General features: G+C 72.3%; 10 protein-coding genes. 5 read left to right on the forward strand and 5 right to left on the reverse strand.

What is annotated here, in order from left to right; translation table 11 throughout:
* Window positions 1–135: 135 nt before the first annotated feature.
* The gene (locus FM125_RS06785; protein ID WP_087134074.1) at window positions 136–1464 is read left to right on the forward strand and encodes a LysM peptidoglycan-binding domain-containing protein; all 1329 of its coding nucleotides are present in this window, start codon (window positions 136–138) and stop codon (window positions 1462–1464) included.
* Between the two features lie 46 nt (window positions 1465–1510).
* A complete protein-coding gene (locus FM125_RS06790) occupies window positions 1511–3529 on the forward strand; it encodes a protein kinase domain-containing protein (RefSeq protein ID WP_087134075.1) in 2019 nt (672 codons plus the stop codon).
* 67 nt (window positions 3530–3596) lie between these two features.
* On the opposite strand, the gene FM125_RS06795 is transcribed toward FM125_RS06790, so the two are convergent.
* Both FM125_RS06795 and FM125_RS06800 read right to left on the reverse strand, forming a co-directional pair.
* The gene (locus FM125_RS06795) at window positions 3597–5000 is read right to left on the reverse strand and encodes a class II 3-deoxy-7-phosphoheptulonate synthase (protein WP_087134076.1); all 1404 of its coding nucleotides are present in this window, start codon (window positions 4998–5000) and stop codon (window positions 3597–3599) included.
* 207 nt (window positions 5001–5207) lie between these two features.
* Entirely contained in the window at window positions 5208–5921 is a 714-nt protein-coding gene (locus tag FM125_RS06800; RefSeq protein WP_087134077.1) for a lysophospholipid acyltransferase family protein, read from the reverse strand.
* 74 nt (window positions 5922–5995) lie between these two features.
* On the opposite strand from FM125_RS06800, the gene FM125_RS06805 reads away from it, so the two are divergent.
* The 3 genes from FM125_RS06805 to FM125_RS06815 all read left to right on the forward strand — a co-directional run bounded on the left by FM125_RS06805 (window position 5996) and on the right by FM125_RS06815 (window position 9300).
* Window positions 5996–6811: an alpha/beta hydrolase gene (locus tag FM125_RS06805; protein WP_083315307.1), complete on the forward strand. Its 816-nt coding sequence runs from the start codon at window positions 5996–5998 to the stop codon at window positions 6809–6811.
* Window positions 6808–7311: a hypothetical protein gene (locus tag FM125_RS06810; protein WP_143745266.1), complete on the forward strand. Its 504-nt coding sequence runs from the start codon at window positions 6808–6810 to the stop codon at window positions 7309–7311. Before FM125_RS06805 ends, FM125_RS06810 begins: the two co-directional genes overlap by 4 nt.
* 162 nt (window positions 7312–7473) lie before the next feature.
* Window positions 7474–9300 (forward strand): AMP-dependent synthetase/ligase, encoded by a 1827-nt coding sequence (locus tag FM125_RS06815; protein ID WP_087134079.1) that lies wholly within the window; start codon window positions 7474–7476, stop codon window positions 9298–9300.
* A gap of 79 nt (window positions 9301–9379) precedes the next feature.
* Here the strand turns inward: FM125_RS06815 and FM125_RS06820 are convergent, their stop codons facing one another.
* From FM125_RS06820 to FM125_RS06830, 3 genes are all read right to left on the reverse strand, one after another.
* Window positions 9380–10903, reverse strand: coding sequence for a mycothione reductase (locus tag FM125_RS06820; RefSeq protein WP_087134096.1), 1524 nt, complete (start codon window positions 10901–10903; stop codon window positions 9380–9382).
* A 96-nt stretch (window positions 10904–10999) separates the two neighbouring features.
* Window positions 11000–14524, reverse strand: a complete 3525-nt coding sequence (locus FM125_RS06825; RefSeq protein WP_087134097.1) for a pyruvate carboxylase — start codon at window positions 14522–14524, stop codon at window positions 11000–11002.
* Between the two features lie 130 nt (window positions 14525–14654).
* Entirely contained in the window at window positions 14655–15236 is a 582-nt protein-coding gene (locus tag FM125_RS06830; RefSeq protein ID WP_281251972.1) for a MerR family transcriptional regulator, read from the reverse strand.
* Between the last annotated feature and the right edge of the window lie 186 nt (window positions 15237–15422).

The raw sequence follows: 15422 nt of genomic DNA on the forward strand, positions 1-15422 counted from the left end.
TAGGCTCACGAAGGTCACAGAACGATCTCGTCAACGCGACACGCCGCTGTTGACGAGATCGTTGTGTGATCACGCGGCGGGTGGCCGCCGCGGCTTGTCATCACCGTCGACGACTCCTCGTGAGGTACCCGTTCCATGTCCGCTTCCCAGCAGCAGACGGCCCCCGCGCCGCGCGCTTCCGGTCAGCGTCTCGTCCGCTCGGCCCTGACCACCTCCGTGCTCCCTCTGATGCTCCTCGGCACCGCTCCGGCGGCCCAGGCCGAGGAGGCCACACGCCCGGCCGAGCAGCGGCCCACGGGCTCCGGCTCCGGCTCCGGCTCCGACGGCACCGTCGCGCCCGCCACCAGCACCTACACCGTCCGGCGCGGCGACACGCTCTCCGAGATCGCCTGGGCCCACAGGGTGCCGCTCAAGGAGGTGTTCCGCCTCAACGGCATGGACCACAGCACGGTCATCTACGCCGGCCAGAAGATCACCCTGCCCACCGGCACCGCAGCGCCGACGTCCTCCGGCGAGCGCAAGGCTCCGACCTCCTCGAAGCGTTCCGGCCAGGCCGCCTCCACCTACACCGTCCGCCGCAACGACGGCTGGTGGATCATCGCCCAGCGCACCGGCAGCACCATGGCGGCGCTCCAGAAGGCCAACGGCATGTCCGCCACCACCACGCTCCATCCGGGCATGGTGCTGAAGGTCCCCGGTGCGGCCTCCTCCGCACCTGCTGAGCAGGCCGACCCGGCCCCGACGCGGTCCGCAGGCCGGTCCACTGCGCTCGAGCGCACCGGCTCGACCTCCGGGGAAGCCGTCCGGTACACCGTCGTCGCCGGCGACTCCCCGTGGCGGGTGGCCCAGAAGTTCGGCATCTCCGTGAAGAGGCTGCGCGACCTGAACGGCCTGAGCGTGGACTCGCCGATGTACGTCGGCGACGTGCTGGTCGTAGACGACGGCAGCCCGAAGTCCTCCGCCCCGGCCCCGCAGCACCGCCCGATCGGCAACACGTTCCTCCACTACACCTACCCGGAGCACGTGACCGCCTCGGCGAACGAGAACTACGCCCGCCTGCAGGCCGCGCCGGCCCCGTCGCCGGCCGAGACGCAGCAGTTGATCCGCGAGACCGCCCGCAGCATGGGCGTGGACCCGCGCCTGGCCCTGGCGCACGCGTACACCGAGTCCCACTTCCAGCACCGCTCCGTCTCCCCCGCGAACGCGATCGGCACCATGCAGGTCATCCCGGTGGCCGGCGAGTTCGCGTCCCAGCTGGTGGGCCGGGAGCTGAACCTGCTGGATCCGCAGGACAACGTGACCGCGGGCGTCGCCATCATCCGCTACATGCAGGAGAACACTCCCACCCGTGACTTGGGCATCGGCGCCTACTACCAGGGGCACGGCAGCGTGATGCGCCACGGCCTGAAGCCCGACACCGCCGCCTACGTGGCCCGCGTGAAGGCAGCGATGGCCATGTTCTGACCCTCTCCGCCCGTGTCCTTTCCGGGGCGTGATCTACCCTGGAGCAATGACGTCCCCGCGCACGGACCCGCTGGTGGGAGCGACCCTCGACGGCCGCTACCTCATCCGTGCGCGCCTGGCCCGAGGCGGCATGTCCACCGTGTACCTGGCCCTGGACACGCGCCTGGACCGGCAGGTCGCCGTGAAGGCGATGCTCCCGCACCTGGCGGAGGACCCCGCCCTCGTCGCGCGCTTCGAGGGCGAGGCCAAGACGGCCGCCCGGCTGGCGCATCCGCATGTGGTGGGGGTGCTGGACCAGGGACATGCGGACGGCCCGGACGGCGAGGTCGTCGCCTATCTGGTCATGGAGTACGTCCCCGGCTGCACGCTGCGTCGGATCGTCCGGGACGAGGCCCCGCTGACCTCCCGCCGCGCGCTGACCCTGCTCCTTCCGGTGCTGGACGGCCTCGCCGCCGCGCACGAGGCCGGGCTGATGCACCGGGACGTGAAGCCGGAGAACGTGCTCGTCGGAGAGGACGGCCGCATCCGCGTCGCCGACTTCGGCCTCTCCCGTGCCACCACGTCCCACACCTCGGGCGGCAAGGCCCTGGTGGGCACGGTCGCCTACCTCTCGCCCGAGCTCGTCTCCGGCGAGGAGGCGGACACGCGTTCGGACGTCTACGCGGCCGGCATCATGCTCTTCGAGCTGCTCACCGGCCGTCAGCCGTACACCGCGGACAGCCCGGTGCAGGTGGCCTACGAGCACATCCGCAGCCGGGTGCCGGCGCCGACCGTCCTGGTGCCGGAGGTGCCGGACGCGGTGAGCGACCTGGTGCTGTGGTGCACCGAGCCCGTCCCTGCAGACCGCCCCGAGGACGCGGCCGAGGTGGCCGCCGAGGTGCGCCGCCTGCTCTCCTCCACCCCGGACTCCCTGCTGGACCGCGAGCCGCACTCGACGGCGGCCGAGGAGGAGAGCCTCGAGAACGCCGCCGTCGTCATCGAGCCGGGCGGAGCCGGGCACCAGCCCACCTCCGTGGTGCCGTATCCGTCCGTTCCCGACGACGGTCCCTCACCCGGCACGGGGGACGTCGCCTCCCCCGCGGGCCGGGGCCGGCACGGCGACCACCGCACGGAGCCGCAGCCGGACGGTCGTGACGTCCCGGACCGCGCCCCGGACACCCCTGCGGCCGCACCCGGCCCGACCGCCTCCTCGGACCAGACCCGGGTGCTGGACCGTGGATCGGCGGGCCGCCTCTCGGCGGACCGGCCCTCCGGACCCCCGGCAGGCTCCGCCGCTCCAGGCCCCCGCCCGGTCTCGAAGCGTCAGCGCCGCCGCGCCGCCCAGCGCCCGACCCTGGACGTCGGGCAGGGCAACGGGCGCACCCTGGCCACCGGCATCGCGGTGACCCTGCTGCTCACCGGCATGGCCCTGCTGCTGGGCTGGACGCTCGGCGCCGGCAACGTCCCGTTCTCCGGGGCGTCCTCCACGGTTCCGGACCTCGGCGGCACGGATCGTGAGACCGCCGTGGCGCGCCTGCACGAGGCAGGTCTGCAGGTCGACGTCTCCAGCAGACACGACGAGGTCTACTCCGCCGGCGCCGTGGTGGCCTCCGCTCCGGCGGCCGGCACCGAGGTGCGCACCGGGGACCGGATCGAGCTCACCGTCTCCTCCGGCCCGGCCCCTGTGCTGGCCCCGGACCTCGTGGGCCGCGACGCCGCCGACGCCCGCCTGGCCGCCCAGGACGCCGGCCTGCTCGTCAAGGTCGAGCACACGCGCCACGATCCCGACGTCCCCGAGGGCCAGGTCATCTCCCAGGTGCCCGCGCCGGGCTCGACCACGAGCCGCAACGCTCTGGTGCGCCTGACCGTCTCCGAGGGACCCCGCCGAGTCGCGGTGCCGGACGTGTCCGGTCTGACCGTCCAACAGGCCCGGGACCGGGCCGCCGAGGCCGGTCTGCGGCTGGAGGTCGAGACCACCCCGGGCGGCGGCATCTTCGGTCTGCGCGAACCGCGCATCGCGGAGCAGCAGCCCCGCGGCGGCGCCCGGCTCGATGAGGGCTCGATCTTCCGCGCCCGTGCTTTCTGAGGGCTGACGGGGCCGGATCCTCCGCGGTGGAGGGTCCGGCCCCGTCCTGCGTGCGGCCCCCGTGCCCTCAGGCGCGGCGGTCCGGGTGCGTCAGTGCCTCCGTGACCAGGAAGGCCATCTCGAGGGACTGCTCGTGGTTCAGCCGAGGGTCGCAGAGTGACTCGTAGTGCTCCTCGAAGGCGGACTCGTCCACGAGGTTGGCGCCGCCGAGGCACTCGGCCACGTCGTCTCCGGTGAGCTCGACGTGCATGCCGCCCGGGTGGGTTCCGAGCTCGCGGTGCACGTCGAAGAATCCGGCGACCTCGTCCATGACGTCCTCGAAGCGGCGCGTCTTGTAGCCGTTCTTCGCCGTGACGGTGTTGCCGTGCATCGGGTCGGTGACCCAGACCGGCTCCAGGCCCGCATCCTTCACCCCGGAGACGATGTCCGGCAGGACGTCGCGGATGACGCCGGCGCCCATGCGGGTGATGAAGGTCAGGCGGCCCGGCTCGCGCGTCGGGTCGATCTTCTCTGCCAGGGCCAGCACGTCGTCGACCTTCGTGGACGGGCCCAGCTTGACGCCGATCGGGTTGCGCACGCGGGAGAGGAAGTCCACATGGGCCCCGTCCACCTGGCGGGTGCGCTCACCGATCCAGAGGAAGTGCGCAGAGGTGGCGTAGGGGTCCCCGGTACGCGAGTCCTCACGGGTGAGGGCGCGCTCGTAGTCGAGCAGCAGCGCCTCGTGGGCGGAGTAGAACTCGGTGCGGCGCATCGCCTCGAAGTCCACGCCGGCCGCCCCCATGAAGCGGACCGCGCGGTCGATCTCGGCGGCCATCTCCTCGTACTTCGCGTATGCCGGGTTGGCGAGGAAGCCCTGGTTCCAGGCGTGGACGCTGCGCAGGTCGGCGAAGCCTCCCTGGGTGAAGGCACGAACCAGGTTCAGGGTGGAGGCGGAGGTGTGGTACGCCTGCACCATGCGGCGGGCGTCGTGCCGGCGCGCCTCCTCCGTGAACTCGTAGCCGTTGACGATCTCCCCTCGGAAGGACGGCAGGGTCACCCCGTCACGGGTCTCGGTGTCCGAGGAGCGGGGCTTGGCGAACTGTCCGGCGATGCGACCCATCTTCACCACGGGCACCGACGCGCCGTAGGTGAGCACGGCCGCCATCTGCAGGATCGTCTTCACCCGGGCGCTGATGCGGTTCGCGGTGGATCCGGCGAAGGTCTCGGCGCAGTCGCCTCCCTGCAGGACGAAGGCCTCGCCGCGGGCGGCTTCCGCCAGCCGGGTGCGCAGCACGTCCACCTCGCCGGCGAACACGAGCGGCGGCACCTGGCTCAGCTCGGCGACGGCGGCCTCATAGTCCTCCTGGTCCGCCCACTGCGGCGCCTGGCTGATGGGCAGGCTGCGCCAGTGGTCCAGGCCGGCAGTGGTGGCGGCACCCTCGGAGGTGGCGGTGCCGAAGGCCAGGATCTCGTCGCGGGAGTGTGCAGTCATGCGCTCCACCCTAGGTGCGCGATCCTCGGCCAGGGGCGAGCACACGGCCGGTGGCCGACATGTGGACATGCACGTCTCACAGAGCGCCTCTTCACGGGAGCGGGCGGACGCCGCAGGCGCGACGGCAGACCGAAGCGGGCGGCCGTCGTCGTGGGACGTGCATGCGGCAGCCCGCCGCCGGCGACCGGCCCGACAGACGGGGCGAGGTCAGGTGCGCGCAGCGTGCGGCGGGGCCTGGACGTGGCCGGACTTCACGTCCGCCGCGTAGACGTCCACGTACTCCTGGCCGGAGAGGCGGCGGATGGCCTCCATGATCTCGTCGGTCACCTGGCGCAGGACGGCGATCTCGTCCTTGCGGTCCTTCAGGTGGGAGAACGTGAGCGGCTCGCCGAAGATGATGACCCCCACGCGGCCCGGACGCGGGAGCGACTGGCCGATGGGCTGGACCTTGTCCGTGCCGATCATGGCGATCGGCACCACCGGCACGTCCGCGGCGAGCGCGAGCTTGGCCACGCCGATCTTGCCGCGGTGCAGGCGACCGTCGGGGCTTCGGGTGCCCTCCGGGTAGATGCCGAGCAGCTTGCCCTCCTGGAGGGCCTCCAGGCCCGCCTGCAGGGAGCGCAGGGAGGCGGCGCCACCGGAGCGGTCCATCGGCAGCTGGTTGATCGCCACGAAGAACTTCCTGGTGATCCAGCCCTTGAGGCCGGTGCCGGTGAAGTACTCCATCTTGGCGAGGAAGTGGACCTGGCGGTCCAGGCTCGCCGGCATGAACACGGAGTCCGAGACGGAGAGGTGGTTGCTGGCGAGGATCGCCCCGCCGGTCTCGGGCACATGGGCACGGCCCTTCACCCAGGGGTTGAACAGCGCCCTCACCACGGGGCGGACCACGAACGTGCGGGCGGACCGGTAGAAGGTGGACATGCCTCTCCTGGGACGGCGGACGGACGGTGCTGTGGCTCCATCGTAGTCCGAGCGGCGCCGCTAGGGTGGTGGCCATGCCCCACACGCGACGCACCTGCCCTGTGCCGCCGACTGCGGCCGGGACCGTCCCGGTCGACCCTGTTCATCGCCCGCTGGACCTGCCGCCGGCACGCGGCGCCGGCGACCGCGCCGTCGTGATGGTGCACGGCTTCACCTCCGGCCCGCACTCGGTCAAGGACTGGGCCCACGCCCTGGCCGAACGCGGCAGCAGGGTGATCGTGCCGCTGCTGCCGGGACACGGCACCTGTTGGCAGGACCTCAACAGGGTCAGCGCCGATGACCTGCGCAGCGCCGTGCGCGCACACGTGGACCGCGCCCTGACCGAGCACCGCCACGTGGTGGTGGCCGGCCTGTCCATGGGCGGGGCGCTCGCCCTGGACGCGGCGGCACACCGCCCGGTGGCGGGGGTGGCCGTGGTGAACCCGGCCCTGTCCTTCGGACAGCCGCTCGCCCATGCCGCTCCCCTGCTGCGCTGGGTGGTCGCGTCCACGGCCCCGGTGGCCGACGACGTCGCGGCCCCGGTCAGCGAGCACGCGTACGAGCGCACCCCGGTCGGCGGCGTCGCCGCGCTCGGCCGCATCCAGCGAGCCGCAGTCCGCGGGCTGCCCCGGATCACCGCAGACGTCGTCTCGTACTGGTCCCCGCAGGACCATGTGGTGCCGCCGTCCTCCCAGGACCGTCTGCGGGCCGGGCTGCGTGCGGCCGCCTTCGAGCAGGTGCGCCTGGAGCGCAGCTACCACGTGGCCACCATGGACCGCGACCTGCCGCTGATCGTGGAGCACAGCGCCGCCTTCGTGGACAGCGTGTGCCGGAAGGCGGCCCGCCGATGACGCCGGACCGCTTCCCGGACGGCCCCGAGGACCACGAGGGCCCCGAGCGCCGTCACCCCTCGGACGACCAGGTGTGGGACGACATCGTCGCCCGCCTCCGCCCGGACATGCCCGCGGCCCCGCCGGCCGAGGAGGGGCGTCGGACCTCAGCCGAGGGCGGCCGTCCCGCGCCGCCGCACGAGCCTCCCGCGCCGGCTGCGCCGTGGCCGGTGCTGCACCCCGAGCCCGACGAGGACGAGGAGCTGCCCGGCGAGTTCGTGCCGCCGGAGCCGCCGCCGGTGCTCAGCGGGCGCCCCTCCCTCGTGCTCGCCGCAAGCGCCCTGCTGCTGCCGATCCTCGCCCTCCTGATCCTGGCGGTCCTGCCGGTGGTGTCCCTGCCCGGCTGGGCGCTGTTCGCCCTCGTCCTGGTCGCCGCCGGCGGCGGCGTGGGCCTGTTCCTGCAGCTGCCCCGACGCGGCGACGGCCGCGGAGACCGCCTCGACCGCGGGGCCCAGATCTGACCGTCGGGCACCTGCCCTCCCGGGCCCGGACCCGACCACCACGCTGCCGCCTGGACGGATACGGAAAAATCCGAGACTGCGGGTATCGTAGACTTCAGCAATGTGATCCCCGCCACGGACTCGGCGGCGGATCTGGTCCCCTCACGTGCACCAGGAGCCTCTATGCAGCAGATCAGCACCCCGCCCGCACCGGCGCTGCCCGCCGAGTCCAACATCACGGACCTGCTCGAGCGCCAGGTGCGCGAGCGCAGCCACGGCATCCTCTTCTCGGTGCCGGTGGGCGAGACCGCGTGGCGCGACGTCACCGCCAAGGAGTTCCGTGACCGCGCCGTCGAGCTGGCCAAGGGCCTCATCGCCTCCGGCATCGGCCAGGGCGACCGCGTCGGCCTCATGGCCGCCACCCGCTACGAGTGGACCCTCGTCGACTTCGCCATCTGGTACGCCGGCGCCGTGACCGTGCCGATCTATGAGACCTCCTCGGCCTCCCAGGCCGCCTGGATCGTCGAGGACGCCGCGATCAAGGCGGTCGTGGTGGAGAACGCCGACCGGCGCAAGACGGTCACCGACGCCGTGCACCGCGAGTCCCTGCCCGAGCTCAAGGGCCTGTGGGTCATCGATCCGGACTCCGGCCTGCCGGGCACCGGCCTGGACGAGCTCGCCGCGGCCGGCCGCGACGTCGCCGACGAGGACGTCGAGGCCCGCCGCTCGCACGCCGGGCTCGAGGACCCCGCGACGATCATCTACACCTCTGGCACCACCGGCAAGCCCAAGGGCTGCCTGCTCACCCACGGCAACTTCGCCGAGCTGTGCCACCAGGCCCTCGAGAGCTCGCTCGGGGACATCGTGAACGAGCGCGAGTCCACCGTGCTCTTCATCCCGCTGGCGCACGTGTTCGCCCGCTTCGTGTCCGTGCTGACGGTCGCCGCCGGCGCCCGCTGCGGCCACACCTCGGACCTCACCAAGCTCACCACGGCCCTGCAGTCCTTCAAACCCTCGTTCCTCCTGGCCGTCCCCCGCGTGTTCGAGAAGGTCTACAACGCCGCCCTGCTCAAGGCCCAGGACGGCGGCAAGGGCGAGATCTTCGAGAAGGGCGCACAGGTCGCGATCGCCTACTCCAAGGCCCTGGACACCGGGAAGGTGCCGCTGGCCCTCAAGGCCAAGCGCGCCCTGTTCTCCAGGCTGCTCTACGGCAAGATCCGCGCAGCCATGGGCGGCGAGCTGCAGTACGCCGTCTCCGGCGGCGGCCCGCTGTCCACCGAGCTGGCCCACTTCTTCCGCGGCATCGGCCTGACCGTCCTCGAGGGCTACGGCCTGACCGAGACCACCGCGCCGATCACCGTGAACACCCCGGACGACCTGAAGATCGGCACCGTGGGCCTGCCCCTGGGCGGCAACGCGGTGAAGATCGCCGAGGACGGCGAGATCCTCGCCAAGGGCGTCTGCGTGATGGCCGGGTACCACCAGCGCGACGACGCCAACGCCGAGGCCTTCGACGACGAGGGCTGGTTCCGCACCGGAGACCTCGGCTCCCTGGACGAGGACGGATTCCTCAAGATCACCGGCCGCAAGAAGGAGCTCCTCGTGACCGCCGGTGGCAAGAACGTCGCCCCGGCGCAGATGGAGGACCTCATCCGCTCCGACGCGGTGGTCTCCCAGGTCATGGTCGTGGGCGACGGCAAGCCGTTCGTCGCCGCGGTCGTCACGCTCGACGCGGACACCCTCCCCGGGTGGCTCTCCGCCCACGGCCTGGACTCGGGCATGTCCGTGCCGGAGGCCGCGAAGAACGAGAAGGTCCGCGCCCACATCGCCGAGATCGTCGAGCGCACCAACCAGACCGTGTCCCGCGCCGAGTCGATCCGCGAGTTCCGCATCCTCGACCGCGACTTCACCCTCGAGGACGGCCACATGACCCCGTCCCTGAAGATGCGGCGCGCAGCGATCATGAAGGACTTCCAGACGGAGATCGACTCGATCTACAACGGCGGCTGATCCGCGCCGGCGGCACCGGCCGCCGCAGGCGCCTGCGGGCCCCGGACCACCCCAGGTCCGGGGCCCGCGTGCGTCCGGCTCAGAGCAGGCCGGAGTCCGGGACGTCGAGGCCGAGCAGGGCGTTCTCCACCACCTCGGACAGGGCCGGATGGATCCAGTACTGACCGCGGGCCATGGTGTGCGCGTCCAGGCCGAAGGACATGGCCTGCACCAGCGGCTGGAGGAGGTTCGCCGCCTCGTGGCCCACCAGGTGCGCGCCCAGGAGTCGCCCGGTGCGGCGGTCCGCGACCAGCTTGCACAGGCCGACGGCGTCGTTCATCGCCCAGCCGTAGGCGACATCGCCGAACTCCTGCTCCTTCACCGTCACGTTCTCGGCGCCGATCTGGTCCACCGCCTGCTGCTCGGTCAGTCCGGCGGAGGCCACCTGCGGGCGGGAGAACACGGCGGACGGCACCGGGGCCAGGCGGTTCTCGCGCAGATCCTCCGGATGCACCAGGTTGTGCGCCACCACGCGCGCCTCATGGTTCGCCACGTGCTTGAGCTGCCAGGAGTTGGCCACGTCTCCCAGGCCCCACATCCCCTCGACCGGCTCTCCGCCACAGAGCAGCCGCTGGTAGGCGTCCACGGCGAGGACGCCGCGGTGGGTGACGTCCAGGCCGGCCGCCGCCACGTCCAGGGTGTCCACGTTCGGGGTACGGCCGGTCGCCATGAGCACCACGTCGGCCTCGAGCTCGAGGAACGCCTCGGCCGTCCCGGCGGCCTGCTCCCCCGTCCCGGCGGCCGTGCCCTCCTGCGCGGCACCGCGCCAGCTGCGGGCGAAGCGGACGGTGACGGGGCCGTCGTCGTGCCCGGGGACGATCTTTCGCGGCTCCCAGCCGGTGCGCACGTCCCATGTGCGGGAGGCGATCTCGGTGAAGCGGGCGGAGACGGAGTCGTCGTGGGAGGTCAGCAGCCGTTCGCCGCGGATCACCTCGACCACCTCGGAGCCGAGGCCGTCGAACACGGCGGCGAACTCCACGGCGATGAACCCTCCGCCGACCACCACCACGCGGCGCGGCAGCTCAGGCAGTCGCATGACGGTGTCCGAGGTGTGCACGGCGGGCAGGTCCACGCCGGGAATGTCCGGCAGCGACGGCCGGGAGCCGGCGGCCACCACGATCTGGTCCGCGGTGAGCACCCGCCCGGAATCCGTGGTGAGCTGCTTGGGGCCGGTGAAGCGCACACGTTCCTCGACCACGGTGGTGTAGTCCAGCTCGTCGCGACGGTACCGCAGCCCGCTGTCGCTGATGGCGTCGATGCGGCCGAAGATGCGGTCCCGCAGCGCCGGGAAGTCCACACCCTCGCGGCGCAGGTCCACGTTCACCCGGGCCGCCTCCTGCTCGGAGCCGCCCAGCGAGGCGGGGTAGGCGTACATCTTCGTGGGGATGCAGCCCACGTTGAGGCAGGTGCCGCCGAAGGTCCCACCGTCCACGACGGCGACCCGGCGGCCCTCCCAGGCCTCGCTGATCAGGAAGTTGCCGGAGCCGGAGCCGATGATGATCAGGTCGAAGTGCTCGGCGGCCGCAGTCCCGGGGTGGTCGAAGGTGGAGGTGCTGGTCGACATGCCAGCCAGCATAGGCCGGACGCAGCGCTGGGGCGGGCACCGCAGCTGCGGTGCCCGCCCCAGCGGACGCTGCGCCCCTGCGCGGGGCAGGGAAGGTCAGGCCTCGTCGATGACCACGATGAGGTCGCCGCCGTTGACCGGGGTGACGCCCTCGAGGACGACTCGCTTGACGGTGCCGCCCACGGGCGTGGTGATCGCCGCCTCCATCTTCATCGCCTCGATGGTGGCGACCGGGTCGCCGGCCTCCACCGTGTCGCCCTCGGCGACCTGGACGGTCACAGAGCCGGCGAACGGTGCCGGGATCTGGCCGGCCACGGACGAGTCGGCCTTCTCCGCGGTGCGGACGGAGGACTCCACCGAGCGGTCGCGGACCATCACGTGGCGCATCTGGCCGTTGAGGGTGAGCATGACGGTGCGCATGCCCTTCTCGTCCGGCTCGGACACGGACTGCAGGACCGCCAGGAGGCGGACGCCGCGGCCCAGGGAGATGACGTGCTCGCGGCCCGGCACGAGGCCGTAGAGGAAGTCGCGGGTGTGCAGCGTCGAGGTGTCACCGAACTCATCGCGGTGGGCCTCGTACTCCTTGGTCGGGGCCGGGAAGAGCAGGCGGTTCAACGTGGCGCGGCGCTGCTCGCCGGACTCGGCCAGCACGGCCTTGTCCTCCTCGGGGATCTCGGTCATGCCGGTGCCCTCACGGCGGCCCTGCAGGGCCTTCGTGCGGAACGGCTCCGGCCAGCCGCCGGGCGGGTCGCCCAGCTCGCCGCGGAGGAAGCCGACCACCGAGTCCGGGATGTCGAAGTCCTGCGGGCGCTCGGCGAACTCCTTCGGGTCCACGTCCCGGCCCACGAGCTGCAGGGCGAGGTCGCCGACGACCTTGGAGGACGGGGTCACCTTCACCAGGTGGCCGAGCATGTCGTCCGCGGCGGCGTACATGGACTCGATCTGCTCGAAGCGCTCGCCCAGGCCGAGGGCGATCGCCTGCGTGCGCAGGTTGGACAGCTGACCGCCCGGGATCTCGTGCTGGTACACCCGGCCGGTGGGGGCCTTGAGGCCGGCCTCGAACGGCGCGTAGATCGAGCGCACGGACTCCCAGTAGGGCTCCATGGCCGCGGCGGCGTCCAGGGTGAGGCCGGTGTCCCGCTCGGTGTGCTCGAGCGCGGCGACGAGGGCGGACATCGGCACCTGGCTGGTGGTGCCCGCCATGGAGGCGGTCGCCACGTCCACGGCGTCCACCCCGGCCTCGGCGGCGGCGAGGAGGGTTGCCAGCTGGCCGCCGGCGGTGTCGTGGGTGTGCAGGTGCACGGGCAGGTCGAACTCGGCGCGCAGGGCGGTGACGAGCTCGCGGGCGGCGGCCGGACGCAGCAGGCCGGCCATGTCCTTGATGGCGAGGATGTGCGCACCGGCGTCGACCATCTGGCGGGCCAGGCCCATGTAGTAGTCGAGGGTGTACAGCTTCTCGTCCGGGTCGGACATGTTTCCGGTGTAGCAGAGGGCGGCCTCGGCCACGGCGGTGCCGGTGGCGCGGACGGCCTCGATCGCCGGGGTGATCTGCGAGACGTCGTTCAGCGCGTCGAAGATGCGGAAGATGTCCACGCCGGCTTCGGCGGCCTCGGCCACGAAGGCGTCGGTCACCTCGGTCGGGTACGGGGTGTAGCCCACGGTGTTGCGGCCGCGCAGCAGCATCTGGATCGGGATGTTCGGCATCTCGGCGCGGAGCAGCTCGAGGCGCTTCCACGGGTCCTCGGAAAGGAAGCGCAGGGCCACGTCGTAGGTGGCGCCGCCCCAGGCCTCGACGGAGAACAGACCCGGCAGGGTGTGGGCGACCGCCGGCGCGGCGGCCAGCAGGTCACGGGTGCGGACGCGGGTGGCCAGCAGGGACTGGTGGGCGTCGCGGAACGTGGTGTCCGTGACGGCCAGCGCGGTCTGCTCACGCAGCGCCGTGGCGAAGCCCTCGGGGCCCTTCTCCTGGAGCACCTGGCGCCAGCCGGTCGGCGGCACGGCGTCCGGGTTGCGGGACGGGCCGTCGAACGGCGAACGGTCCGGCTCCTGGGACTTGTCGCCCGGGTGGGCCGGCAGGCGGTCGCGCGGGTCGATGCCGTCGATGCGATCGCCGTGGGGCCTGTTCACGGTGACGTCGGCCAGGTACTGCAGCACCTTGGTGCCGCGGTCCCGGGACCGGTTGACCTGGACCAGCTCCGGGTGGGTGTCGATGAAGTCCGTGGCCACGTCGCCGGCGAGGAACTGCGGGTCGTCCAGCACGTTCATCAGGAACGGGATGTTGGTGGCCACGCCGCGGATGCGGAACTCCGCCAGCGCACGGCGGGCACGGTGCACGGCGGTGAGGTAGTCGCGACCGCGGCAGGTGAGCTTCACCAGCATGGAGTCGAAGTGCGGGGAGACTTCGGCGCCGGCGTAGATCGTGCCGCCGTCCAGGCGCACGCCGGAGCCGCCGGCGGAGCGGTACGCGGTGATGGTCCCGGTGTCCGGGCGGAAGCCGTTGGCCGGGTCCTCGGTGGTGATGCGGCACTGCATGGCGAAGCCGCGCAGGCGCAGGGACTCCTGGGTGATGCCGAGCTCCGGGAGGGTGGCGCCGGCGGCGATGCGCAGCTGGGCGCCCACCAGGTCCACGTCGGTGACCTCCTCGGTCACGGTGTGCTCCACCTGGATGCGCGGGTTCATCTCGATGAACACGTGCTGGCCGGCGCGCTCGCCCGCAGTGTCCACGAGGAACTCCACGGTGCCGGCGTTGACGTAGCCCATCTCCTTGGCGAAGGCCACGGCATCCCGGTAGAGCGCCTCGCGGATCTCCTCGTCCAGATGCGGGGCCGGGGCCATCTCCACGACCTTCTGGTGGCGACGCTGCAGGGAGCAGTCGCGCTCGAAGAGGTGGACCACGTTGCCGGCGCCGTCGGCGAGGACCTGGACCTCGATGTGGCGCGGGCGGAGCACGGCCTGCTCGAGGAAGACGGTGGGGTCGCCGAAGGCGGTGTCGGCCTCACGCATGGCGGCTTCGAGGGACCCCTTGAGGTCCTCGCGCCTCTCCACGCGGCGCATGCCGCGTCCGCCACCGCCGGCCACGGCCTTGACGAAGATCGGGAAGCCGATCTCCTCGGCCTGTTCCAGGAGCCAGTCCACGTCCGCGGAGGGCTCCGAGGAGGCCAGGGTCGGGATGCCGGCGCGCTTGGCGGCACGCAGTGCCTCCACCTTGTTGCCGGTCAGCTCGAGCACGTCGGCCGGCGGGCCCACGAAGGTGATGCCGTTGTCCGCGGCGGCGCGGGCCAGGTCCGCGTTCTCGGAGAGGAAGCCGTAGCCCGGGTAGATGGCCTCTGCGCCGGCGTCCTTGGCGACGCGGATGATCTCGTCCACGTCCAGGTAGGCGCGGACCGGGTGGCCCTCCTCGCCGATGCGGTAGGCCTCGTCGGCCTTCTGACGGTGGATCGAGTTGCGGTCCTCGTAGGGGAAGACGCCCACGGTCTTGGCGCCCAGCTCGTAGCAGGCGCGGAAGGCGCGGACGGCGATCTCGCCGCGGTTGGCGACGAGGACCTTCGAGAAGACGGGTGCGGTGTCGGCTGTGGGGGCCGCGTCGTTGCGGCCGGAGGTGTTCTCGGCAGAGTCGCTCATGCTGGCAGTGTGCCACAACATCTGGACGTGCATCTGCATGTCTCGCTGGGTTCACGCGGGCATGAGACTGCCCCGTCACGTTCGCGCGGAGACGTGGCCGACAGGGCCGGACGCACCCGGCCTCAGCGGGTCAGGAGGCGCTCTGCTGGCGGCGTGCGCGACGGCGGGCGGAGAGCACGTCGCCGGGGAACTGCTCGGCCTGCGGGAGGTGCTCGCTGGGCAGCTCGGCGAGGGTGCCCTCGACCTCGCGCCACACCCGGCCCACGGCGATGCCGAAGACGCCCTGACCGCCCTGGACCAGGTCGATGACCTCGTCGGCGGAGGTGCACTCGTACACGGAGGCACCGTCGCTCATGAGGGTGATCTGGGCGAGGTCCTCCACACCGCGCTCGCGCAGGTGGCCGACGGCGGTGCGGATCTGCTGCAGCGAGACGCCGGTGTCCAGCAGCCGCTTGACGACCTTGAGCACGAGGATGTCGCGGAACGAGTAGAGGCGTTGGGAGCCGGAGCCGGCGGCCGTGCGCACCGTGGGCACGACGAGGTCGGTGCGCGCCCAGTAGTCGAGCTGCCGGTAGGTGATGCCGGCGGCCTTGCACGCGGTCGGGCCGCGGTAGCCGGCCTCTTCGTCCAGCTGCGGCATGTCGTCGGTGAAGAGGATGCCTTGGTGGGAGCCGACCGGTGCGGGCCGACCAGAACCTGCATGGGGTGTCACGAGTGAGCCCTCCTGGTCTCGGTTCCGCTTCGGGGGAAGTGGGTGCCGACGTCTCGGGCCCCGCCCTCCGGTGACCGTGGAGGGACAGGGTGGGCCGCCGGCGGCGCGGAACCCTTCTCCATGAAGGTACGGTCCCGGGCGTCCCCGGTCAAAGACCTGCCGCCCGCACGAACCGGCGTGTCGCCG

The organism is Micrococcus lylae, from assembly GCF_900163825.1.
GTDB lineage: Bacteria > Actinomycetota > Actinomycetes > Actinomycetales > Micrococcaceae > Micrococcus > Micrococcus lylae.

Bases quoted from the DNA above. Each gene is read 5' to 3' on its own strand.
- FM125_RS06790 (WP_087134075.1), top strand. From the start codon at position 1,511: ATGACGTCCCCGCGCACGGACCCGCTGGTGGGAGCGACCCTCGACGGC.
- FM125_RS06785 (WP_087134074.1), top strand. From the start codon at position 136: ATGTCCGCTTCCCAGCAGCAGACGGCCCCCGCGCCGCGCGCTTCCGGT.
- FM125_RS06805 (WP_083315307.1), top strand. From the start codon at position 5,996: ATGCCCCACACGCGACGCACCTGCCCTGTGCCGCCGACTGCGGCCGGG.
- FM125_RS06810 (WP_143745266.1), top strand. From the start codon at position 6,808: ATGACGCCGGACCGCTTCCCGGACGGCCCCGAGGACCACGAGGGCCCC.
- FM125_RS06795 (WP_087134076.1), bottom strand. From the start codon at position 5,000: ATGACTGCACACTCCCGCGACGAGATCCTGGCCTTCGGCACCGCCACC.
- FM125_RS06815 (WP_087134079.1), top strand. From the start codon at position 7,474: ATGCAGCAGATCAGCACCCCGCCCGCACCGGCGCTGCCCGCCGAGTCC.
- FM125_RS06820 (WP_087134096.1), bottom strand. From the start codon at position 10,903: ATGTCGACCAGCACCTCCACCTTCGACCACCCCGGGACTGCGGCCGCC.
- FM125_RS06800 (WP_087134077.1), bottom strand. From the start codon at position 5,921: ATGTCCACCTTCTACCGGTCCGCCCGCACGTTCGTGGTCCGCCCCGTG.
- FM125_RS06825 (WP_087134097.1), bottom strand. From the start codon at position 14,524: ATGAGCGACTCTGCCGAGAACACCTCCGGCCGCAACGACGCGGCCCCC.